The sequence below is a fragment of the Aeromonas taiwanensis genome, from assembly GCF_000820165.1.
In the GTDB taxonomy this organism is placed as follows: Bacteria; Pseudomonadota; Gammaproteobacteria; order Enterobacterales; family Aeromonadaceae; genus Aeromonas; species Aeromonas taiwanensis.
The window spans coordinates 1-20,621 of the sequence record NZ_CDDD01000073.1 but is presented as its reverse complement, the minus strand read 5'-3'; the positions used below and the strand labels follow the sequence as shown (position 1 = coordinate 20,621).

The window sequence follows — 20,621 nt, the reverse complement described above, 5'->3', positions numbered from 1 at the left end:
CTGCGCTAATCACCGAAAATTCACTGTCCAGCATACCGGGGACGGTACGACTGGGCAACGGGCGGGCATCATACCCAAGCGCCAAAGTCAGCGTCAACGACTTTTTCCGCCAGTAAATTCAAGTGCCTACTTATTGCCCGTCAGGCGAGAGCTGCTAACACCCGCGCCAAAAAAATGCGACAATGCGCGCAGTTGAACACATGGTGAGTGAAGAACGATGTCTGCCAAAATCATTGATGGAAAACAGGTTGCGCAAACGATTCGCAATCAGGTCGCAGCGCAAGTCCAACAGCGGTTGGCTCAGGGGAAGCGGGCACCGGGTCTGGCGGTGATCCTGGTGGGGCTGGATCCGGCGTCCCAGGTCTATGTGGGCAGCAAGCGTCGTGCCTGTGAAGAGGTGGGCTTTGTCTCCCGCTCCTATGACCTGAGTGCCACTGCCACTCAGGAGGAGTTGCTGGCGCTGATCGACCAGCTCAACGGGGATCCGGAAGTGGATGGCATCCTGGTGCAGCTCCCCCTGCCGGCCCACTGCGACACTACCCAGGTGCTGGAGCGCATTCGTCCCGACAAGGACGTGGATGGCTTCCACCCCTACAACGTGGGTCGTCTGGCCCAGCGCATCCCGGCGCTGCGCCCCTGCACCCCCAAGGGGATCATGACTCTGATCGAGACCACCGGCGTCAAGACCCACGGTCTGCATGCGGTGGTGGTCGGGGCCTCCAACATAGTGGGGCGCCCGATGACGCTGGAGCTGCTGCTGGCCGGCTGCACCACCACGACCTGCCACCGCTTCACCCAGGATCTGGAGACCCAGGTGCGCCGGGCCGATCTGCTGGTGGTGGCGGTGGGCAAGCCCAACTTTATTCCGGGGGAGTGGGTCAAACCGGGCGCCCTGGTGATCGACGTGGGCATCAACCGCCTGGCGGACGGCTCCCTGGTGGGGGACGTGGAGTATGAAACGGCGCGCAATCACGCCGCCTTCATCACCCCGGTGCCGGGGGGCGTGGGGCCCATGACGGTGGCCAGCCTGATGGAGAATACCCTGAGCGCCTGCCAGGACTATCACGACGCCTGAGCCAGTGTGTCGGCCTGGGCGAACAGGGTCGGCGACATAGACAAGCAGACAAGAGAAAGGGAAGGCCTGGCCTTCCCTTTTTTATTGAGCGGCGCCTTTTGAGCGTGGTGACTGGGGTCAGATCAGGGCCAGGGCGGCGGCCAGATCGGCGATCAGATCGTCCGCATCCTCCACCCCGATGCTGAAGCGGATGAGATCGTCGTTCACCCCGGCGGCGAGGCGGCTCGCCTCGTCCATGGCGGCGTGGGTGGTGCTGGCCGGATGGCAGGCCAGGCTCTCGAGATCCCCCAGGCTCACCGCCTGCACGAACAGCTGCAGGTTGTCGAGCAGGGTGGCGCAGCGCGCAAAGCCCCCTTCCAGCTCGATGCTCACCATGCCGCCAAAACCGCTGGCGAAGGTGCCGAGGGCATCGTGGCCCGGATGGTTGGCAAGCCCCGGGTAGATCACCTTCTTCACCGCCGGGTGGGCGGCCAGGAAGTCGGCCACCTTCTGGGCGTTGTGCAGGTGGGCATCCATGCGCAGGGGCAGGGTCTTGACCCCACGCTGCAGCAGGTAGGCCTCCTGCGGGCCTATGGGGGAGCCGATGTGCTTGAGGGCCACGGTGCGCACCGACTTCATCAGCGCGTGAGAGCCGGCCACCACCCCGGCGATGATGTCGCCGTGGCCGCCCAGGTACTTGGTGCCGCTGTGCATCACCAGATCGACCCCGAGCTCCAGGGGACGCAACAGGTAGGGGGTGAGGAAGGTGTTGTCACACACCGTGATGGCGCCCACCTTGCGGGCCGCCTCCACCACCACTCTCGGATCCACCACCTTGAGGGTGGGGTTGGTCAGGGTTTCGAACAGTACCACCTTGGTGCCAGAACGGATGTTGGCCAGCAGATCCTGATCGCTCTCGTAGGCGGTGATCTTGATGCCGGCACGGCTGAAGGTCTGCTTGAGAAACGCATCGGTGCCGCCGTAGAGGGGGCCGATGTAGGCCACTTCATCACCGCTGTCGGCCAGGGCGTACATGATGGCGCTCACCGCCGCCATGCCGCTTGCCACCACCAGGGCCTCGTCGGCCCCCTCCAGCGCCGCCAGCTTCTGCTCCAGCTCGGCGGTGGTGGGGTTGCCAAAGCGGCTGTAGATGAAACCGGGGGCCTGACCGGCGAAGCGCTCCTTGCCCGTCTGGGCATTGAAGTAGCTGAAGGTGCTGCTCTGGTAGAGCGGGGTGGTGAGGGCGCCGGTCTGTGGATCGATCCGCTGGCCGCTGTGCACGCTCATGGTCTTGAATTTCATCGTGTTACTCCGTCATTGCCAGGCCGTGGCCCAACTGCTTGTGTCATGGATTGGCGGGGCGCCGCGGCGTCCCGCCCTGTCATCAATATGGCAAATTCAGGCGGGCTCGGGTTCGGCCCGCACGCTGCCTGCCGTCCGTTCACGGCCCTGCGCCATCGGGGCGCCATAGTGGCGGGCCGCCACATCCGGGTGGGAGCGCAGCCTCCCCTTGAGCACGTTCTCCCCCACCTGATAGAAGAGCGGGTTGGCGGGATCGCTCTGGGGTCCTTCGGCCAGTGCCGCCAGCTCGGGGGAGAGCGACAGCAGCGGCACGGTGGCATCGAGCCTGGCCGCCATGAAGAAGGCGCAGGAGAGGCGCGATACCCCGGGCGGCGGGCTCACCACCCGGTGCAGGGTGGCCTTGAGGTAGCCGTCGGACGCCAGCTCCAGCAGCTCGCCGATGTTGACCACCAGGGCCCCCGGCACGGGCGGCGCCGGGATCCAGCCGTTCGCCGTCTCCACTTCGAGCCCGGAGTGTTCGTCCTGCATCACCAGGGTCAGGTAGCCGGGATCCTTGTGGGCGCCGACCCCCTGACCGCTACCACCCGCCTCACGCCCCGGGTAGTGAATGAGCTTCATGTGCTGGTAGGGGACACCGCGGATGCTCTCGTTGAACACCCCGGCCGGCTGCGCCAGCACCTCGGCGAAGGCGGCCAGCAGGGTGAGACTGATGTCGCTCAGCTTCTCCTGCCACGCCAGCAACTGCGCCTTCATCCCGGGCAGGGCGGCGGGCCACTGGTTGGGGCCGGTGAGCCGCTGCCAGGGCTGGGTCAGGGTGGCGGCGTCGAGGGCCGCCTCTTCGTTCATGATGTCGAACTGCTCCCGCAGATCCGGCCGCGCCCGGGTGAGCTCGGCCCCCACCTGGTTGTAGCCGCGAAAGTGGGGGGAGTGCACCATCTGCACCGCCAGCTTCTCCTGCGCAGGCAGGGCGAAGAAGCGGGCCGCGAGCGCCAGGGTCTCCCGCTGCGCCGATTCACTCAGACCGTGGCCCACCAGATAGAAGAAGCCCACCTCGCGGGCCGCCTTGCCGAGCGTGGCCAGCATCTGGCGGCGCGCGTCGGGGGCGCCCTGGAGGGCGGCGAGATCGATGATCGGCAGCGATGGGTATGTCATGGGCATCTCCTCATGTTCCGGGGGCGTGACCTGTCAGCACAGGGGCGCCAGATGGATTGAGGGTGATGCTACTGTTCGGTGTTATAAGTGCGAAACAATAAATTATTCTTAGTTATATACAAAATTCGAAATAGAATTCGATGCCCATTCGGGGTGGCGGCCAGAACGCGGCTCGGGCCCATCTTGGCCGAATGAGTTGGCCGAATGAACTGACCGAAGCAGTCGACCGTCTGGCGGGGGCTCCCGAAGGCGGGGTCAGATAAGGGGCCCCGGGCGGCAAGATGGTAAGGGGACAAGGGCGGCCGGATGACCGAGTGACAACACGCAAAGAGGGAGGCCCAGGCCTCCCTCTTTCTCATGGCGGGGCCAGGCCCCTGATTGGCGGCGATACCCCGTCGCTTTGCCGCAGGCGGCTCAATATCCCAGGGTGAAGCGCTGGCGCAGGTGGGCCGGCTTTTCCGCCTCGTTCAGCACGCCGTCCGCCAGATCCCCGACAGTGATGCCGGCGGGGTTGTCCCCGTCAAACAGCACCCGATCGGCGCCGAGCCGGTAGCCGCCGCGCTTCTCGCCGGGTTCCAGGAACACGGGCGGGGAGACGAAGCGCCAGTCGAGGGTGGCTTCCCGGCGAAGGGCGGTGAGGCCGTCGCGGGCCGCCAGGGCCCCCTGTTTCCACTCGGCCGGGAAGTCCGGGGTATCCACCAGTTGCACGCCGGGGACGATCTCCAGGCTGCCGGCACCGCCGACCACCAGCAGCCAGCGTTTGGCCGCGACGGCGGCGGCCACGATGGCGCTGGCTCCCTTGAGGTACTGGTCGTAGATGTCCGGCACTGCCCAGCCCGGGTTGTAGGCGCTGATCACTCTATCGTGCCCCTCGATGATCCCGGCCAGGGCCTGGCTGTCCTGGGCGTCCACGGCCACGGCGGTGACCTGCGGGTGGGGGGCAATCTTGCTGATGTCGCGCACGATGGCGGTGACGTGGTGGCCGCGACTGACGGCTTCCTGGAGGATGGCGGAACCGACAAAACCGCTGGCACCGATCAGGGCAATTTTCATGGGGATTCTCCTTCACTGTTGGAATGAGGCTATCCTACGCCCCCGGATGTGATTTAATAATCCACTGTAAATTGCATTCACTTGTAAGCAGGACTTCATAATGGATCAGCTCAGACGCTACGCCATCTTCGCCGCCGTGGTGGAGGCGGGCAGCATGACCGGCGCTGCCAAGGCCCTCGGCATGACCCCGTCCGCCGTCAGCCAGCACATCGGCCAGCTCGAGGGGCTGCTCGGCCTGCCCCTGCTGCACCGCTCCACCCGCCGCCTCAGCCTGACCGAGGCGGGGGAGGTGGTGTGGCAGGGGTGCCAGTCCCTGCGCCAGACCCTGAACCAGACCGAGCTGCGCCTCTCGGAGGTGCGTGACAGCCTGCTCGGGGAGGTGCGGATCACCGCGCCCGTGGGGATGGCGGGGCAGCCGCTGGCGCGGGCGCTCTCGCCGCTGCTGCAGGCGCATCCGGGCCTGTGCATCCAGATCATCGCCGACGACGGCAAGCGGGATCTCATCAAGGAGCGCATCGACGTGGCGCTGCGGGTCGGGACGCTCGAAGATTCCACCCTGGTGGCCCGCAGGCTGGGAGAGACCCGGATGCTGCTGTGCGCCTCGCCCGCCTATCTGGCGCGCAAGGGCACGCCGCGCACGCCGGCGGATCTGCTGACCCACGACTGGCTGGCCTCGGAGATGCTGGGGGGAGGGTTGCTGTTGCTGGACGACAAGGGGCAACCCCACCGGCTCAGACCCAAGCCCAGGGTGCTGTGCAACAACGTGCTGCCCCTGCGCCAGTTCACCCTGGCGGGGCAGGGGATCTCGCTGCAACCCGAGGGGGAGATCGAGGAGGATCTCGCCTCGGGCCGCCTGCTGGCGCTGCTGCCGGGCTTTCAGGCGCCCGCCATGGAGATCCACGCCATCACGCCCCAGCGGGAGATCCCGGAGAAGGTGCGCCGGGTGATCAGCGCCCTGCGCAGCCACTTCGCCGAGCACGGCCAAGCGGCCAGGGCGGGGCAATGAAAAGGGGCGGCCGGGTTCCCCCGGTCGCCCCCGACGCCTCGCGCGGGCTTATTTCATGTAGAGGCCGCCGTTGATGGCCAGGGTTTCCCCCGTGATATAGGCCCCCGCTTCGCTGGCGAGGAAGGCCACGGCGGCGGCGATCTCCTCCGGCTTGGCCAGGCGGCGCATGGGGATGTCCGCCTTGATGCTGTCGAGCACGTCGGTGCGGATCGCCGCCACCATGGGGGTGGCGGTGTAGCCGGGGGCGATGGCGTTGACCGTGACCCCGAAGCGGGCCCCCTCCGCCGCCAGCGCCTTGGTGAAGCCCAGCATGCCCGCCTTGGCGGCCGAGTAGTTGACCTGGCCGAACTGCCCCTTCTGGCCATTGACCGAGGAGATGTTGATGATGCGAGCATCGCGCTGCTCGCACATGGCGTCGAACAGCGGCTGGGTCACGTTGTAGAGGCTGCACAGGTTGGTGTGGATCACCTCGAACCACTGATCCGGCGTCATCCGCTTGAAGGCGCCATCCCGGGTAATGCCGGCGTTGTTCACCAGCACGTCGACCCGTCCCTCCTCCTGCAACAGTCGGCCCAGGGTCTCGCGGCACATGGCGGTGTCGGCCACGTCCAGCGCCAGCAGCCGCACCCGCTCCGGATGATGCCCCTGGTCGTCGAACCACTCCCGCGCCGCCGCCGCGCTGGTGCTGGAGTGGGTGGCGACGATGCGATACCCCTGTTCCAGCAGGGCGGTGGTGATGGCGGTGCCGATGCCGCCACGGGCTCCGGTGATCAAGGCAATTTTCTTCATCCTGGCTCTCCCTGGCATGTCGCGACGAAAGGATGCCCTGCACGGGCAATTGATAACCTTGTCCGTATCCACTGTGACAGGGGAAGGCGTCACTTTTGTGACAAGTCGGCGCGAGGTGAGGGGACCGCGTCCCTTCGTTCGTCGCTGGATCCCCCTTGCCGCGGGCAGGGCGGCCATGTTTAATGTGGCGCACTCGCCCCGCAGGCTGTGATCCGAGCGCACCATGAACCCGACATCCCCTCTCTTCCCCTCCGGCCAGGTGCCCGAGGCGCGCGCCCACTTCACCCGCATCGAGCGGGTGCTGGACTACATCCACGCCCACCTGGATCAGCCGCTCTCCCTGGAGCAGCTGGCCGAGCAGAGCTGCTGGTCCCGCTGGCAGTTGCAGCGGGTGTTCCTGCACGAGACCGGTCAGACGGTGGCCCACTACGTGCGCGCGCTCAGGCTGAGCCAGGCGGCAGAGGCCCTGCTCTCGACCCGCCAGCGGGTGCTGGATCTGGCGCTCAGCCATGGTTTTGGCTCCGAGGTGAGCTTCAGCCGCGCCTTCAAGCAGCAGTTCGGCTGCTCGCCGCTGGCCTATCGCAAGCGGGGGCTGCGGCTGGGGCTCTCCCTGCCGCTGGCCCGGGCCCAGACAGCGCCGACCCGTAACCCGAAATGGGTCCAGGTGCGGGTGGAGAGCCGTCCGGGTTTCGTGCTGCACGGGGTGAGGGGAACGATCCGGGGGCTGTTTGCACCGTCGCCGGACTTTCAGCAGACGGTGCCTGCCATCTGGCGCACGCTGCGCGAGGCGGGGGGCCTGAGTTTGTCCGGCGAGCTGCTGGGGGTGGTGGATGTGTCGGCGGCGGGCGAGGCGTTGCTGCCCTACTGGGCCGGGGCTCCGGCGGGGGAGGAGGAGGTGATGCCCGTCGGCCTTGCACGGCTGCGGGTGCCGCCCCAGGAGTACGCAGTCATCACCCATGTGGGGCCCATCGACGAGCTGGCCCGGACCCTCACCTGGTTCATCCTGAACTGGCTGCCCACTTCCGGTTACCGGGGCCTGGACGGCTTCGAGCTGGAGCGCTACGCCCCGGGGTTCGACGGTCGGCAGGTGGACGCCCGCATGGAGTACTGGCTGCCTGTCGCCCCTTGCGGGGGAGCTTGAGCGCCTGTTTGTGCCTCTCCTGCCGGCGTCATCAGTCTGCTCCCCCGAACCCAAGGCGTGCTGGTGCCGAGACCGATAGCCATTTGAACTCACCGGCGCCGTTCGTTGCCAATGAGTCTTGTCATTTGAGACTGACTTCCTCCTGATCTCTCTGCGTTTCCCGCCAACATGCCCCAAATTGTTAATTCCGGGGCGAAATAGAACAATAAAATGCAAATGATATTTGTTACTATTCAAATGCAGTTGGCAGTCGAGGATCAGATGCAACTTGTTCACCCCCCATTGACCGTGGTCGCCGCGACCATCTCCACCCTGTTGTCCAGTGCCGTGCTGGCCGCCCCTGCGAGTCAGGAAGCGGCGCGCGCCGACGAGACCCTGACCGTGCTCGGTCAGACCTATCGCAATACCGCGACCAAGACCCGGCTCGACCCCGTCGAGACACCCCAGGCGATCTCGGTGGTGGACGGCGAGACCCTGGAGCAGAGGGGCGTGAGTTCGGTGAGCGAGGCGCTGCGCTACGTGCCCGGGGTCAACACCGAGCTGCGCGGCGGGGCCGTGAACCGGCTGGACCTGTTCAACATCCGCGGCTTTGACAACTACCAGAACTTCTATGACGGTCTGCTGCTGCAGTACAACGAGTGGAACCTGCAACCCCAGATAGACCCGGTGGCCATCGAGCAGCTGGAGGTGTTCAAGGGGCCGACCTCGGTGCTCTATGGCAGCATGCCGCCGGGCGGCATGGTCAACCTCATCGCCAAGCGCCCCCAGCGGGAAGCCAGCCACAGCGTGAGCCTGGCGAGCGGCACCGGCAATCTCAAGGAGATGACCCTGGACAGCACGGGGGCCATCAACGACAGGCTCGCCTACCGGGTGGTAGGGCTGGCCCGCCAGAAGGAGGGCCAGGCGGTGACCTCCGAAGAGGAGCGCTACGTCTTTGCGCCGTCCCTGGACTGGCAGCTCGGCGAGCAGACCCTGCTGAACCTCAACCTCTACTACCAGAAAGATCCCGAGGCGGGCATCTACACCACTGTGCCCGCCAGCGGCTCGGTCAAGAGCAATCCCCTGGGGCAGCTCGGCAGCGATACCTTCCTCGGGGACGAGAACTGGAACGAGTACAACCGTGAGGTGACCCTGGTCGGCTACAAGCTGAGCCACGACTTCAACGCGAACTGGCAGGTGCTGCAGAATGCCCGTTACATGGATGCGTCCGCCTATCAGCGTAACACCTACAACGCGGCCCTGGGGGCGGACAACCGCACCCTGGCCCGCAACGCCTATCTCACCGATGAGGACTCCCGCGGTTTCGTCATCGACAACCAGCTGGCGGGCAAGGTGCAGACCGGCGCGGCCCAGCACAACCTGTTGCTCGGGGTCGACTACCAGTACCTGGATGCCCACGTGCTCTACCGGGATACGCTCGACTACTCGGCGCCCGCCATCGACATCTTCAATCCGGACCACAGCCAGATTGTGCCGGGGGCGCTCACCTTCAACTATCAGGATCAGAAGGTGATCCGCCAGTCCCAGAGCGGCGTCTATCTGCAGGATCAGGTGCGCCTCGACCGGCTGGTGGCCATCGGCGGTGCCCGCTACGACCGCTACCGGATGGACACCGACAGCCGGACCCTCTATCAGGGGGCGGCCAGCCAGTCCCTGGCCCAGATCGATCAGGACAACCTCTCCTTCCGCCTGGGGGCGCTCTACGAGCTGGATAACGGCCTCTCGCCCTACGTGAGCTATGCCGAGAGCTTCGAGCCGGTACCGGGGGCAGACAAGAATGGCAAGGCGTTCAAGCCGGCCACCGGTCAGCAGTGGGAGGGGGGGCTCAAGTTTCTCTCGGAGGACATGAGCAAGACGGCCACGCTCTCCGCCTTCCACATCACCAAGGAGAACGCCCTGGTGACGGATCCGGACAACGTCTACGGGCCCAAGCTGCAGACCGGGGAGACCGTCTCCCGGGGCATCGAGCTGGAGGGGCGCGCCGATCTCACCAGCAGGCTGGACCTGACCGCCAGCTACACCCTGATGGACATGGAGATCACCCGGGACACCACCAGCCTGCAGGGCAAGACCCCGGTCTGGGTGCCAAGGCAGATGGCGTCGCTGTGGAGCAACTACCAGCTGGGGGGGAGCCTTGAGGGGATGCGGGTGGGCACCGGCCTGCGCTATGTGGGGGAGGCCGAGATCGACGCCGCCAACACGGGCAAGGTGCCGGACTACCTCCTGATGGACATGTCCGCCTCCTATGATCTGGCCGCCCTCAGCGCGAGCCTGAAGGGGGTGGGGGTGTCGCTCAGCGCCAGCAACCTGTTCAACAAGACCTACTACTCCTGCTATGACCAGAACAACTGCTGGTTCGGGGCCGAGCGAAGCGTGGAGGCGCGACTCAAATACGCATTCTGACCCTGCGCCCCGGGCCGCGCCCGGGGCATTCACCCTTCGGCGGCGATGGCCGCGAGAGCGCCCGGCCGCGCGGCCTCGGCGCGCTGGCGCTGCATGGCGAACACACCCGGGCGGCGGAGCACGACGCCCTGTTTGTGGCCGCGGCTGCGCTGATCCCCTCCCTCAAGGGACAAGGGCGGGTGGCGGGCAGTCAGCCCCCGCTGCTGACGGCGCCCGCGTGCAACACCCCCGGCGAGGTGGCGGCGGCCCTGCATGAGCATTGGCGACAGGCACACCCGGAGGCGGGCCCGGCCTACTGGCTGACCCGCAGCTGGGGCATGCTCTGCTGGCAGTCCATCTATCTTGCCATGGTGGCTGTCTACCGGCACAAGGCCGTGCCCGCGCTGGACAGGCTGGGGCAGGGGTATGAGGCGGGGCTGGTGTCCGGCTTCTGCCTGCCCCTGGAGCCCATGATCAAGGGAGAGGTGGAGACCCTGATCGCGGTGGCGGGGGAGCGGCTGCAGACCCACTGGCAGGGGCTGCTCGCGCTCGTCGGGGAGGGGCAGCGGCTGCGGCCAGGCTTCGTGCGCCCGCTCCTGGCCGACGATCTGCTGGCGGCCCTGGTGCGGGTGCCCGAGTTCTTCGGCGAGGTGAGCCGGGAGGTGGTCGCGGCCCACGCGCCACTCTGGCTCGCCGCCTGCGGTCTACCTGACGAGCATCTGGCGGGCTGGCGCCCGACCGCCTTGCCCCTGGATGGCCTCCCGGGCTATGTGCGCCAGCGCTGCTGCCTGCACTACAAGCGTCGGGACGGGGATCTCTGCGGCAACTGCCCGAGGCGGCAGGGGGCCGTGAACTGTTCAGAGGGGTGATGCCCGGGAGTGGATCCCGGGGAATCATTGGTATGAGAGCCGCCCTGGGCGGCTTTTTTCATGCCTCCTGCGGCGCGCTTCCCATCCGGGTGCGAATGCGCTCGAACAGGCTCTGCAGGCAGGCCTGATCCCGATCGGCGGCCCGCACCGCGCCATACATATGGCGGCGCACGCCCTCTCCGAGCGGGCGCGCCTCGAGCAGCCCCTGGCGCACGAACTCGTCGCTGGCCCAGCGGGGCAGGGCGGCGACCCCGAGGCCGGCGGCGGCCATCTGCAGCATCACAGAGGTGTTGTCCACCGGCTTGCAGCGGGCGGGCTCCACCCCGGCCGGCTGCAGGAAGCGGCTGAACACGTCCATGCGGGCGCGCTCCACCGGGTAGACCAGCAACACCTCCTGGCGAAGATCCTCCGGCGCTATGGTGCGCCGCTGGCAGAGGGGGTGATCCGGTGCCATCACCAGGGTGAGATCGAAGGCGAACAGGGGCTCGAAGTGCAGATCCCCGCGGGCCTGCACGTCGGAGGTGAGCAGCAGATCGAGCTGGCCGCCGAGCAGGGCGCTGATGGCATCAAAGCCCGGCACCGACTCCACCTCCAGATCCACCCCGGGCCACTGGCGGCGAAAATCCGGCAACAGCGGCAGCAGCCACTGGATGCAGCTGTGGCAATCGAGGGCCAGGTGCAGCCTGCCCGCGTCGCCGCTGTGCAGGGCCTGCAACTGGCGCTCGGTCAGCGCCAGGGCGGGCAGCACCTGACGGGCCAGGGCGAGCAGATGCTGCCCCGCCGCCGTCAGCACCAGGGGGCGGCTCTTGCGAAGAAACAGCTCCAGGTTGAGGCGGGTCTCCAGCTCCTTGAGCTGATGGGAGAGGGCGGACTGGGTGAGGTTGAGGGTGAGCGCCGCCCCGGCCAGCGACCCCTGCTCGGCCAGGGCGCTGATGGTCTTCAGGTGTTTGAGATCGATGCCCGGATTGCTGCTTGCAGGGTTGTTGGACTGGTTGGGCACACCCATGGCACTGCTCCTTTGTGCGTCAGTTGAGAAATTCTTGAGAGCCAGTTGAAGAGGATTCAATAGCCAAGGCCACCTTATCTCGTCATTCTGGATGTGTAAACATCTGGATGGCTAAATCATCCAGTTTCCCATCAGATGAATGAGCATAAGGAATTGGACCTATGACACGAGCACACACCCTGGGCTTCCCCCGTATCGGCGCCAAGCGCGAGCTGAAATTTGCCCTCGAATCCTACTGGCGTGGCGAGACCACCCAGGCCGAACTCGTTGCCGTGGGCAAGAGCCTGCGTGAGCGTCACTGGCAGGCGCAGCGCACCGCCGGGGTCAACCTGCTGCCGGTGGGCGACTTCGCCTGGTACGATCAGGTGCTGGGTACCAGCCTGCTGGTGGATGCGGTGCCCGCCCGTCACCGCCACGGCGATACCGATCTCGACACCCTGTTCCGGGTGGCCCGTGGCCGTGCGCCGACCGGCCCCGCCGCCGCCGCCGCCGAGATGACCAAGTGGTTCAACACCAACTACCACTACCTGGTGCCCGAGTTCAGCCGCGATCAGCGCTTCAAGCTGGGCTGGAGCCAGCTGTTTGACGAGGTGGAAGAGGCCAAGGCCCTGGGGCTGCCGGTCAAGGCGGTGCTGCTGGGTCCCGTTTCCTACCTCTGGCTTGGCAAGGAGAAGGAGAGCGGTTTCTCCCGTCTCGAGCTGCTGGAGCGCCTGCTCATCGTCTACCAGGAAATTCTGGCGAAACTGGCCGCTCAGGGCGTGGAGTGGGTACAGATCGACGAGCCGGCCCTGGCCCTGGACCTGCCGGACGAGTGGCGTCTGGCCTACCTCAAGGCGTATGAGCGCCTGAGCGGCCCCTGCAAGCTGCTGCTCACCACCTACTTCGGGTCCGTGGCCCATCAGCGCGACATCATCACCAGCCTGAAGGTGGACGGCCTGCACCTGGATCTGGTGGCGGCCCCCGAGCAGCTCGAGACGCTCGTCCCGCACCTGCCGGCCCAGTGGGTGCTCTCGGCTGGCGTCATCAACGGCCGCAACGTCTGGCGCGCCAACCTGGCCAGGCTGGCCCCGACCCTCAAGGCACTGAAAGAGAAGCTCGGCGAGCGCCTCTGGGTCGGCTCCTCCTGCTCCCTGCTGCACAGCCCGGTGGATCTCACCCTGGAGCACGAGCTGGATCCCCAGACCCGCAGCTGGTTCGCCTTCGCCCTGCAGAAGTGCTATGAGCTGGGACTGCTGGCGGACTATCTGGATGGCGGGGATCTGGACAAGATTGCGGCCTACAGCCAGCCCATCGTCGATCGGGAGTCCGACAGCCGGGTGCACAAGAAGGCGGTGCAGTCGCGCCTGGCCAGCCTCACCAACAGCGACTTCAGCCGCCAGAGCGTCTACCCGGTGCGTGCCGAGGCCCAGCGCGCGGATCTCAAGCTGCCGCTCCTGCCCACCACCACCATCGGCTCCTTCCCGCAGACCGCCGCGATCCGGGGGCTGCGCCAGGAGTGGCGTGCCGGTCGCATCGACAACGGCGCCTACGAGGCGGGCATCCAGGCCCAGATCAAGGATGCCATCGAACGTCAGGAGGCCATCGGGCTGGACGTGCTGGTACACGGCGAGGCCGAGCGCAACGACATGGTGGAGTATTTCGGTGAGCTGCTGGACGGCTTTGCCATCACCCGCTTCGGCTGGGTACAGAGCTATGGCTCGCGCTGCGTCAAGCCGCCGGTGATCACCCGTGACATCGACCGTCCGACTCCCATGACGCTGGCGTGGACCCAGTTTGCCCAGAGCCTGACCGAGAAGCCGGTGAAGGGGATGCTGACCGGTCCCGTGACCATCCTCTGCTGGTCCTTCCCGCGGGAAGACGTGAGCCGCGAACAGTCCGCCCTGCAGATTGGCCTGGCCATTCGCGACGAGGTGGCGGATCTGGAAGCCGCGGGCATCAAGATCATCCAGATCGACGAGCCGGCCATCCGCGAAGGGTTACCCCTGCGCAAGCAGGATCACCAGGCGTATCTGGACTGGGCGGTGCGCGCCTTCCGCCTGAGCGCGAGCCCTGTGGTGGACAGCACCCAGATCCACACCCACATGTGCTACAGCGACTTCAACCTCATCATCGAGGCGGTAGCGGCACTCGACGCGGACGTCATCACCATAGAGACCAGCCGCAGCCAGATGCAGTTGCTCGAGGCGTTCGAGCGCTTCAACTACCCCAACGAGATCGGGCCGGGCGTCTACGACATCCACTCCCCGAACGTGCCGAGCCAGGGCTGGATTGAGGATCTGATCCGCAAAGCCGCCAAGCAGATCCCGGCGGACCGGCTCTGGGTCAACCCGGACTGCGGCCTCAAGACCCGCGGCTGGGAAGAGACCACCGCCGCCCTCAAGGTGATGGTCGACGCGACCCGGGCACTGCGCGCCGAGCTGGCCTGACGGCCCTGACCGGCCCGGTGAAACACCGGGGCACGGAACAGACAGAGTGACGAGAGAGGGAAGGCGAGAGCCTTCCCTCTTTTTTTGCGTGTCTTGCGTGCTGATGGAATGTTCCTGCGCCAGGTCTGCGGCAGCCAATGGCATTGGGAGGCTCGATCACCAGATTGCGACAAGGGGCGAGGGTTCGTACCGGTTGCGGGTACCCGGGCGACGGGGACGCTGGTGCTCGGCGGGGGGAATTGGCTAGAATTGCGCATTTTAAATAAATGTTATCGTCAGCGGGAGCAGGATGCAGTTCAGGGATTTCTTGCCGGTATCGACCAATACCAGCGTCAAAGAGAGTTGTTATGGGGCCCTCGGCGCCCTGGTCGGCTTGCTGGGCACTGCCTTGCTGTGCCGCTGGGGGCTGGGGCTTGAGGTGCACTGGCTGATCGCCCCCATGGGGGCCTCTGCCGTGCTGCTGTTTGCCGCCCCGGCGAGCCCCCTGGCGCAGCCCTGGTCCATCCTGGTGGGCAACGGCGTCTCGGCGCTGATGGGGGTGTTGAGCGCCAGTCTGGTGCAGGATCTGACGATCGCCTCGGCCCTGGCGGTGATGCTGGCCATCGCCGCCATGTTCCTCACCCGCAGCCTGCATCCCCCCGGCGGGGCCGTGGCCCTGACCGCCGTCATCGGTGGCGAGGGGATCCGGGCGCTGGGGGTGGGCTATGTGCTGCTGCCGGTGTTGCTCAACTCCTCGTTGCTGCTGGCCATGGGCCTCTTCTACAACCGGCTGCTGGGACGACGCTACCCCCACACCGGCAAGGTGGCGCCCAACCGGCACCAGACCGCCGATCCCCAGCCGAGCGAGCGCCTCGCGACCCAGGCCACGGACATCGATTTTGCGCTGGAGAAACACGGCGAGCTGCTCGACATCAACCGTCAGGATCTGCAGGAGCTGCTGCAGGAGGCCCAGTTGCACGCCCTGCGCGAGCGGGTGGGCACGGTGCGCTGCCAGGATGTGATGTCGCGGGATCTCGTCGTCACGGCGCCGGCAGCCTCGGCCATGGCGGCCTGGCACCTGCTCTCCCGGCACCAGATCAAGGCGTTGCCGGTGGCGGACGAGGAGGGCAGGTTGCTTGGCATCATTACCCTGCACGACCTGATGATCGACCGGACGGAGCGGCAACCCCGATCCCAAGCGGATCTCGAGGGGCTGACGGTGGCGGATCTGATGACCCGGGAGGTGCAGACGGCGCGGCGCTACCAGCCGCTCTACGATCTGGTGGCGGCTTTCTCCGACGGCGGACTGCACCACATGCCGGTGGTGGAGGGGGACCAGCTGGTGGGGATCATCACCCAGTCCGACATGGTGGCAGCCCTCTTCACCCTGGCTCTGCAACCCGGGCTGGCCCAAGAACGGGAGCCAGGTGCCGACAATTCATAAGAAAGGGGCCCCGCGAGGGGCCCTTGTCATTGCAACTCCGGGGCTGCACCTGTCTTTGCAATGGCGGCATCAGCCGCAGCCTGGCACGCTGGGCGTGCATGGGAGACATCACCCGCGAGGAATAAAAAGAGAGGGAGTGCCAGGCACTCCCTCTCTCTTGATCAAGGCGATGGCGGACCGAGGGCCTTAGCCGTAGCGGGCCAGGGTCAGCCCCTCGTCGCTGATGGCAGGCGCTGTGCCGGAGATGAGGTCGCTCAGCAACTGGCCCGAGCCCGCCGCCATGGTCCAGCCCAGGGTGCCGTGGCCGGTGTTGAGCCACAGGCCCGGGATGGGGCTCGGCCCCACCAGGGGCGTGCCGTCCGGCGTCATGGGGCGCAGCCCGGTCCAGAACTCGGCGCGGCTGATGTCGCCCCCCTCGGGGAAGAGATCGCCGACGACCATGGCCAGGGTGTCGTGGCGTTTCGGATTGAGGGCCAGGTTGTAGCCCGACAGCTCCGCCATGCCGCCGACCCGGATCCGCTCGTCGAAGCGGGTGATGGCAACCTTGTAGGTCTCATCGAGCACGGTACTGCGCGGGGCGCCGGCGGCATCCGTCATCGGCAGGGTGAGGGAGTAGCCCTTGACCGGGTAGACGGGGAGCGAGATCCCCAGGGGGCGCAGGAAGCCGGTGCCATAGCTGCCGAGGGCACAGACGATGGCGTCGGCCTTGAAGCGCTGCTCACCGGCCCGCACCGCCACGGCGCGCCCCTGGGCGAGCTCGACCTCGTCGATGGCGCAGTTGAACACGAACTTGACCCCGAGCCGCTGCGCTTCGGCAGCCATGGCCTTGGTGAAGCGGAAGCAGTCGCCGGTCTCGTCCCCCGGCAGGCGCAGGCCGCCCACCACCTTGCCCCGCACCCGGGCCAGGGCGGGTTCCACCTCCTCGCAGCCGCCGGCATCCAGCGACTGGTAGGGAACGCCGTACTCCTCCAGCACCTCGATGTCTCGCTGGCTGGCGTCAAGCTGGGCCTGACTGCGAAACAGCTGCAGGGTGCCGAGCTGGCGTCCCTCATAGTCGAGGTCCAGCTCCTCTCTCAACTCCTTCATGCAGTCCCGGCTGTACTCGGCCAGACGCACCATGCGCCCCTTGTTGACCGCGTAGGCGGCCGGGGTGCAGTTGGCGAACATCTTGAGCATCCAGCGCAGCTGGAAGGGATCCGAGGTCGGGCGCACGGTGAAGGGGGCATGCTTTTGCAGCATCCACTTGGCGGCCTTGAGGGGGATGCCGGGAGCCGCCCAGGGAGAGGCATAACCCGGGGAGATCTGACCCGCATTGGCATGGCTTGTTTCGAGTGCCACCCCATCACGCCGCTCCAGCAGGGTCACCCTGTGACCGGCTTTGGCCAGATACCAGGCGCTGGTCACGCCGACCACGCCACCACCGAGTACTACTATGTCCATCTTGTCTCTCCTTGACTGGGGCCTCCACCTTAATCAGCCGCCACAGGATATTCAACTGGTGTAGATATAATTGGGATATATATCTATTCACATTTTGTTAACTGGCTCTCAATATCGCAATTTTCATCATTATTGGCATTAAGTGCTGGTTTCATGGCCGCGTTGGGAAGGGGGGCGTCGCCGCCAGCAGGGCGACAGCGGGGAGCGTGCCCGGCCGGTTGATCCGGACGGTATCGCCAAGCGGTGAGAGGGCTGTGCGGTGGGGCCAGCCTGGCGGCGGGTCGAACATCAGGTGTTGAGCAATAAATGCTGATGCAGCAAGTGAAGCTGCAAAGAAAAGGCCCCCGCACCTGACGATACGGGGGCCTCGTTGTCTGACGGACCTTATTGGTTGCTGAACAGCTTGGGCCTTGGGCTGGACTGGGCGGTCAGGGTCATGCGACCGGAGGTTTCCAGCCAGGTCTTGATTTTCCGGGCGTCGGCGACCCGCTCGTTCGTGGTGTTGGCGTGGAGCAGCACCATGACCACGGGTTCATTGCTGACCCGGGTCCCCATGACCAGGCAACGACCCGCCTCGCGGATATAGCCGGTCTTGGAAACCAGAACGGGCCACTGGCCTTCCCGGACCAGGCTGTTGGAGTTGCGATAGTGCAACTGGCGCTTGCCGTTGCGCACCAGGCGCTGCTCGGAGGCGGTGTATTGGCGGATCAGCGGGTAGGTGGAGGCGGCAGCGGCCAGCTTGGCGAGATCGTGGGCGGTGGAGACGTTGCGCGGGTTGAGCCCGGTGCTGTCGGCGAAATGGGTGCTCCACATGCCGAGCATGCGGGCCTTGGCATTCATCGCCTCGATGAAGGCCTTGCGACCGCCCGGGTAGTACCGTCCCAATGCGGAAGCGGCGCGGTTTTCAGACGACATCAGGGCGATGTGCAGCATGTCGGCGCGGCTCAGGCGCGAGCCCACCGCGAGGCGCGAGCCCGTGCCCTTGAGCCTGTCCACGTCGTCCATGGTGACGGTCAGGGTCTCGTTGAGGCGCAGGTTGGCATCCAGCACCACGAGGGCCGTCATCAGCTTGGTGATGGAGGCGATGGACATTACCCGATTGGCGTTGCGCTCGGCCAGGATCTCACCGGTACGCGGATTGGCGACCACGAAGGCATCGGATCTCAGGGCGAGATCGGTGCGTGGGGCAATCAGTTGGGAGGAGGAAGAGGTCGCAGAAAACGGGTTGGCATGGGCGCTTTCCATGCTGGCGGGAAGGAGGAAGGCGCCGAGCAGCAGGGGAAGATAGGGGCGAAGGTTCATGGTTTGACTCTACAACGACTCACAGGGACATTTGGGTAAGTTATATGACGGTAATTGACGCTTCACAACGTTCAAAGGGCCGATATTTCAATTTTATGGGGTAGCGCACCTTGAAATAGCTGCGCTTGGGACTAAGGGGTGCCTCAGCAGGATCCATTGGTGGCTCCCCAACGCAGTCTTAACCCGACACGGATGCGCACTATAAGCCGGCCTGGTGTCTCATGACGACTCTTTTTGCAGCGGATGGCACATTGTCACCTCGAACGCCCCGTTAATCACAGTTATGGCGGTAAAAACGGTGCCGGGAAAGGGGGCGTTATGCCCCTTTTTCCCCAGTCGCCAACTACGTCAATCCTGCGCCCCCGGTTCTGTGGGTGCAGCGCAGGGGCACTGTGCCGGTTTTTCTCTGCGGGCGGGCTCGAGGGCTGGTCGGCGGCCCGATCCATTCGCGGATCATGCGAACCGAGGCGTGGCAGCCGATCGCCGTGGTCAGCCACCCATAAGGCGGGCGGTCTGGATGGCCTGGATCAGGGCAGCCCGGTTGATGCGGGGGCGCTCCTCGTCCAGCAGCTGCTGCCAGAGGGCGATAGCCTTCCCGTAGCGGCCGTGCAGGAAGTGATCGGAGGCGAGCAGCATCAGGGCGCTCACCTCACCCTTGTCCTGCTTGAGTGCGCTGTCCAGCAGGCGCTCGGCCTCCGGGGTGAGCCGCTGCCCCGCCTGGTAGTAGCGCACCGTGGCCTGGGCGGCCTGGGTGGCAGCACTGGCCCCCCCTTCGAGCAGCGCCAGGCGCTGGTAGGCGAGCCAGGCGTTCTCGTATTCGTCCCGATAGAGATACAACTGGCCGAGCGCCGCCCAGCCGTCGAGATCGGCGGGGTTGGCTTGCAGACGCTGGTGCAGGGCGCCCAGCTCCTTGTCCTGCAGATCCCGGGGGCTCAGGCCAGCCAGCGGGTCCGGACGGGATTGGTGCTCTTGCCACGCCTGATAGCGGCCGGTGCTGGCATAGATACCGGCGATGAGCGCCAGCAGAAGGGCCCCAAGTGGCATCCATGACTGCTGCCAGGGCCGGGCGGCGCGAGAGCCGGCCAGCCGGGCGCGCAGGGCCTGCTCGGCGGAGGGGGTGGCGTTGGCGAGACGGGCCAGCTCCAGCTCCCGGTAGAGACGGCTGTTGGGGGCAAGCCCCGCCTGCTGCTCGGCCATGATGCACCGGTTCAGCTCGGCCCTGGGGTCGTGGGCGAGCATCCCCTCGGTTCTGTCGCCGACAAGGGGCACCCGCGCCGGTTGCCGGCGATGCAGGCTCCTGCGCAGGCGATTGAGGGCCAACAACAGCAAGAGGGCGGGGCCACCCCAGAGCAGCGCCGTGCTGGCCTTGAGGGGCGGGTCATAGCGCACGAAGTCGCCGAAGCGCGCCGTCATGCGGGCGATCACCTGCTCATCAGACTGTCCCTCGTCCACCCAGCGGTAGACCTCGAGGCGCAGATCCCGCGCGATGGGGGAGTTGGACTCCACCAGGTTCTGGTTCTGGCACTGGGGGCAGCGCAGGGCGCGGGCCAGCTCCTGNNGCGCCGATGGGGTGGCGGCGGGCGTCCTGGCGTCGGCGCGGGCTTGGGCGAGCAGGGGCACAAACTGGCGCTGCCAGATCTCCCGGGTGAGCTCACCCGTGTGGCGGGTCAGCAGGGTACCGTCGGCGGCAAAGAGATAGGTCTCCGGCGTGCCATAGACGCCGAGTTCGAGGGCCAGCTTGCCGTCCGGGTCGGCCAGCACGGCGCGATAGGGGTTGCCTGCCTTTGCCAGCCAGGCGCGGGCCGCATCCCCCTTGTCCCGATAGTTGAGGCCGTAGAGGGGCACGGAGCCCGCAAGCTCACCCAGCAGCGGATGCTCGGCGCGGCAGTTGGGGCACCAGCTGGCCCAGACATTGAGTACAAAGGGTTCCCCTTTCAGGCTGGCGGTGTCAATGGCCGCCCCTCCCAGCAAGCTCTCACTCTGCCAGGCCGGCAGGGTGCGCCCTGCGACGGCCTCATCCTGGCCGTAGGGGTTGTTGCCAAGGCCGAGCCAGAGCAGGGCGCCGAGGCCCAGGGTCAGCACGAGAGGAAGAAAGAGACGCAGGCGGGATCTCATAGGGACTCCTGTTCGAGCCGGGGGCTGGGGGCTGTGGTCGGGGCCGGACCTGTCTCTTATACACAATCTCCGAGCCCACGAGACTCCTGAGCATCTCGTATGCCGTCTTCTGCTTGAAAAAAAACACAATCGCCCAAACACACTGGTGATAATGCATGCAG

15 protein-coding genes and 1 pseudogene are annotated in these 20,621 nt (G+C 66.3%); 7 read left to right on the top strand and 9 right to left on the bottom strand.

Annotated features, from left to right (window positions below):
* Positions 1 to 217: 217 nt before the first annotated feature.
* Positions 218 to 1,075 carry a bifunctional methylenetetrahydrofolate dehydrogenase/methenyltetrahydrofolate cyclohydrolase FolD gene (folD, locus tag BN1136_RS13365; RefSeq protein WP_043760043.1) on the top strand — a complete coding sequence of 286 codons (858 nt, stop codon included), beginning with the start codon at positions 218 to 220 and terminating at the stop codon, positions 1,073 to 1,075.
* Between the two features lie 117 nt (positions 1,076 to 1,192).
* Here the strand turns inward: folD and BN1136_RS13360 are convergent, their stop codons facing one another.
* The 3 genes from BN1136_RS13360 to BN1136_RS13350 form a co-directional block, all read right to left on the bottom strand.
* A complete protein-coding gene (locus tag BN1136_RS13360) occupies positions 1,193 to 2,356 on the bottom strand; it encodes a trans-sulfuration enzyme family protein (protein WP_043760046.1) in 1,164 nt (387 codons plus the stop codon).
* Between the two features lie 96 nt (positions 2,357 to 2,452).
* A complete protein-coding gene (locus BN1136_RS13355; protein ID WP_043760049.1) occupies positions 2,453 to 3,508 on the bottom strand; it encodes an isopenicillin N synthase family dioxygenase in 1,056 nt (351 codons plus the stop codon).
* 414 nt (positions 3,509 to 3,922) lie between these two features.
* Complete coding sequence (locus BN1136_RS13350; RefSeq protein WP_043760051.1) at positions 3,923 to 4,561, bottom strand: NAD(P)-dependent oxidoreductase; 639 nt, start codon at positions 4,559 to 4,561, stop codon at positions 3,923 to 3,925.
* A gap of 100 nt (positions 4,562 to 4,661) precedes the next feature.
* Between BN1136_RS13350 and BN1136_RS13345 the strand changes: the two genes are divergently transcribed.
* Complete coding sequence (locus BN1136_RS13345) at positions 4,662 to 5,567, top strand: LysR family transcriptional regulator (protein WP_043760053.1); 906 nt, start codon at positions 4,662 to 4,664, stop codon at positions 5,565 to 5,567.
* 48 nt (positions 5,568 to 5,615) lie between these two features.
* On the opposite strand, the gene BN1136_RS13340 is transcribed toward BN1136_RS13345, so the two are convergent.
* Positions 5,616 to 6,356: an SDR family oxidoreductase gene (locus BN1136_RS13340; RefSeq protein WP_043760056.1), complete on the bottom strand. Its 741-nt coding sequence runs from the start codon at positions 6,354 to 6,356 to the stop codon at positions 5,616 to 5,618.
* Positions 6,357 to 6,579: 223 nt separating this feature from the next.
* Between BN1136_RS13340 and BN1136_RS13335 the strand changes: the two genes are divergently transcribed.
* The 3 genes from BN1136_RS13335 (at position 6,580) to BN1136_RS13325 (ending at position 10,748) form a co-directional block, all read left to right on the top strand.
* Complete coding sequence (locus BN1136_RS13335) at positions 6,580 to 7,497, top strand: helix-turn-helix domain-containing protein (RefSeq protein WP_043760058.1); 918 nt, start codon at positions 6,580 to 6,582, stop codon at positions 7,495 to 7,497.
* Between the two features lie 261 nt (positions 7,498 to 7,758).
* Complete coding sequence (locus tag BN1136_RS13330) at positions 7,759 to 9,900, top strand: TonB-dependent siderophore receptor (protein WP_043760169.1); 2,142 nt, start codon at positions 7,759 to 7,761, stop codon at positions 9,898 to 9,900.
* Between the two features lie 83 nt (positions 9,901 to 9,983).
* The gene (locus BN1136_RS13325; RefSeq protein WP_152552610.1) at positions 9,984 to 10,748 is read left to right on the top strand and encodes a siderophore ferric iron reductase; all 765 of its coding nucleotides are present in this window, start codon (positions 9,984 to 9,986) and stop codon (positions 10,746 to 10,748) included.
* Positions 10,749 to 10,806: 58 nt separating this feature from the next.
* Here the strand turns inward: BN1136_RS13325 and BN1136_RS13320 are convergent, their stop codons facing one another.
* A complete protein-coding gene (locus BN1136_RS13320) occupies positions 10,807 to 11,754 on the bottom strand; it encodes a LysR substrate-binding domain-containing protein (protein WP_043760063.1) in 948 nt (315 codons plus the stop codon).
* A gap of 161 nt (positions 11,755 to 11,915) precedes the next feature.
* Here BN1136_RS13320 and metE point away from each other — a divergent pair, with 161 nt between their 5' ends.
* Both metE and BN1136_RS13310 read left to right on the top strand, forming a co-directional pair.
* Positions 11,916 to 14,180 carry a 5-methyltetrahydropteroyltriglutamate--homocysteine S-methyltransferase gene (gene metE / locus BN1136_RS13315; protein WP_043760065.1) on the top strand — a complete coding sequence of 755 codons (2,265 nt, stop codon included), beginning with the start codon at positions 11,916 to 11,918 and terminating at the stop codon, positions 14,178 to 14,180.
* A 289-nt stretch (positions 14,181 to 14,469) separates the two neighbouring features.
* Positions 14,470 to 15,603, top strand: a complete 1,134-nt coding sequence (locus BN1136_RS13310) for an HPP family protein (protein WP_043760067.1) — start codon at positions 14,470 to 14,472, stop codon at positions 15,601 to 15,603.
* Positions 15,604 to 15,789: 186 nt separating this feature from the next.
* On the opposite strand, the gene BN1136_RS13305 is transcribed toward BN1136_RS13310, so the two are convergent.
* The 4 genes and pseudogenes from BN1136_RS13305 to BN1136_RS20685 all read right to left on the bottom strand — a co-directional run.
* A complete protein-coding gene (locus tag BN1136_RS13305; protein ID WP_043760069.1) occupies positions 15,790 to 17,043 on the bottom strand; it encodes a D-amino acid dehydrogenase in 1,254 nt (417 codons plus the stop codon).
* 384 nt (positions 17,044 to 17,427) lie between these two features.
* A complete protein-coding gene (locus BN1136_RS13300; protein WP_043760071.1) occupies positions 17,428 to 18,345 on the bottom strand; it encodes a serine hydrolase in 918 nt (305 codons plus the stop codon).
* Positions 18,346 to 18,834: 489 nt separating this feature from the next.
* Positions 18,835 to 19,965 carry a cytochrome c-type biogenesis protein CcmH gene (locus tag BN1136_RS13295; protein WP_269429553.1) on the bottom strand — a complete coding sequence of 377 codons (1,131 nt, stop codon included), beginning with the start codon at positions 19,963 to 19,965 and terminating at the stop codon, positions 18,835 to 18,837.
* Positions 19,966 to 20,460 (bottom strand): annotated as a pseudogene (locus BN1136_RS20685) (DsbE family thiol:disulfide interchange protein); the annotation flags it as partial. It lies immediately after the preceding gene.
* Between the last annotated feature and the right edge of the window lie 161 nt (positions 20,461 to 20,621).

What these genes read in the sequence shown, in the direction of transcription:
- BN1136_RS13305 (WP_043760069.1), bottom strand. Translation starts at nt 17,043, where the DNA reads ATGGACATAGTAGTACTCGGTGGTGGCGTGGTCGGCGTGACCAGCGCC.
- BN1136_RS13355 (WP_043760049.1), bottom strand. Translation starts at nt 3,508, where the DNA reads ATGACATACCCATCGCTGCCGATCATCGATCTCGCCGCCCTCCAGGGC.
- BN1136_RS13345 (WP_043760053.1), top strand. Translation starts at nt 4,662, where the DNA reads ATGGATCAGCTCAGACGCTACGCCATCTTCGCCGCCGTGGTGGAGGCG.
- BN1136_RS13300 (WP_043760071.1), bottom strand. Translation starts at nt 18,345, where the DNA reads ATGAACCTTCGCCCCTATCTTCCCCTGCTGCTCGGCGCCTTCCTCCTT.
- BN1136_RS13335 (WP_043760058.1), top strand. Translation starts at nt 6,580, where the DNA reads ATGAACCCGACATCCCCTCTCTTCCCCTCCGGCCAGGTGCCCGAGGCG.
- BN1136_RS13340 (WP_043760056.1), bottom strand. Translation starts at nt 6,356, where the DNA reads ATGAAGAAAATTGCCTTGATCACCGGAGCCCGTGGCGGCATCGGCACC.
- BN1136_RS13330 (WP_043760169.1), top strand. Translation starts at nt 7,759, where the DNA reads ATGCAACTTGTTCACCCCCCATTGACCGTGGTCGCCGCGACCATCTCC.
- metE (WP_043760065.1), top strand. Translation starts at nt 11,916, where the DNA reads ATGACACGAGCACACACCCTGGGCTTCCCCCGTATCGGCGCCAAGCGC.
- folD (WP_043760043.1), top strand. Translation starts at nt 218, where the DNA reads ATGTCTGCCAAAATCATTGATGGAAAACAGGTTGCGCAAACGATTCGC.
- BN1136_RS13310 (WP_043760067.1), top strand. Translation starts at nt 14,470, where the DNA reads ATGCAGTTCAGGGATTTCTTGCCGGTATCGACCAATACCAGCGTCAAA.
- BN1136_RS13320 (WP_043760063.1), bottom strand. Translation starts at nt 11,754, where the DNA reads ATGGGTGTGCCCAACCAGTCCAACAACCCTGCAAGCAGCAATCCGGGC.
- BN1136_RS13350 (WP_043760051.1), bottom strand. Translation starts at nt 4,561, where the DNA reads ATGAAAATTGCCCTGATCGGTGCCAGCGGTTTTGTCGGTTCCGCCATC.
- BN1136_RS13360 (WP_043760046.1), bottom strand. Translation starts at nt 2,356, where the DNA reads ATGAAATTCAAGACCATGAGCGTGCACAGCGGCCAGCGGATCGATCCA.